The sequence below is a fragment of the Alteribacillus sp. JSM 102045 genome (genome assembly GCF_041949975.1).
GTDB lineage: Bacteria > Bacillota > Bacilli > Bacillales > Marinococcaceae > Alteribacillus.
Genome location: NZ_JBHFQG010000097.1, coordinates 1 through 1,207 on the forward strand (window position 1 = coordinate 1; position 1,207 = coordinate 1,207).

The window sequence follows — 1,207 nt, forward strand, 5'->3', positions numbered from 1 at the left end:
TTTTTTTAAGGCTGGGGCGGCCGTACCGAATCCACGGAGTTTACGACCGGACCAACGTTCATTGTACTCTTTCACCTGCAGGTACACGACTTTCTCGGCTGCCTGTTCGGTGGGGAGACTGTTCATTGTCTTTGTGCGTTTTTTAATCTCCTTCATCGTGCGCTCGATCATGTTGGTGGTGTAAATCATGGAGCGAATGGATGGAGGATATTTTAAGAAGGTGGTCAGGACCGAGAAGTCTTCCTCCCAGCCCTTCACAATCTTCGGGTATTTCTTTTTCCATTGAGCGCTAAAGTCTTTCAAGCGTTCTTCAGCTTCATCCAAAGAATTCGCTTGGTAAATCGGCTTGAGATCTTCAGCGATGGCGGATTGGTCTTTCTTTCGGGCATGGTTCAAAGCGTTGCGCACTTTATGCACGACACAACGCTGCACATCAGCCTTTGGGTACACGGTTTTCATGGCTTCTTCTAAACCTGGAAGCCCATCAAACACGCCTAAAAGGACTTCTTCCACGCCACGCTTTTGAAGTTCGAGAAGGATGTCCTGCCAACCATGAGAGCTTTCTTTCCCGCCGACATAGAAGCCAAGAATTTCTCGGTAGCCTTCTTCCGTTACGCCGATGACAAGATACACCACTTCATTTGCGACATCATCGCGACGGAGCTTAAGATAAGTTCCATCTAAATAAAGAACAGAATAACGCTTTTGGAGGGGGCGGTTCTGCCAGGCTTCTACGTCTTCCATAACGATGTCGGTGATGTGACTGATGGTGGAGGCGGAATACGAATGGCCCAGGATGCGTTCAAGAAAATGACCGATTTCACGCGTGCTCATGCCCTTCTGATACATCGTGATGATGGTTTCTCCAAGCCACTGTTCGCGGCGCTGGTAAGGAGAGAACACTTCCGTATGAAAGGCATTATCCCGATCACGAGGGACTTGAAGATCCTCTATACGGCCATATTTCGTATCCAGTTGACGGGTATAGGTACCGTTTTTTTGGTTTTTTAGCTCTGGATGTTCGTTTTTAAAGAAGCTTTCGCGTTCTTCTTTCATGATGGTTTCTAGTTTCTCTTTTACGAATTCGCGGACCATTTGATCTAATTGATTTTCTAGATTATTTTGTCCTATACTAGTAGACATAGGTAGGGCATCTCCTCTCGAGTTGATTTGGTCGTTAATTCTGAGGATACCCTACCTCTTTTTT

The 1,207-nt window shown here is 46.4% G+C and carries 1 protein-coding gene; it reads right to left on the reverse strand.

Annotated features, from left to right (window positions below; translation table 11 throughout):
* Nucleotides 1-1,143: IS256 family transposase (locus ACE1TI_RS21795; RefSeq protein WP_375009597.1), on the reverse strand; the 1,143-nt coding region annotated here is incomplete at its 3' end.
* Nucleotides 1,144-1,207: the final 64 nt, after the last annotated feature.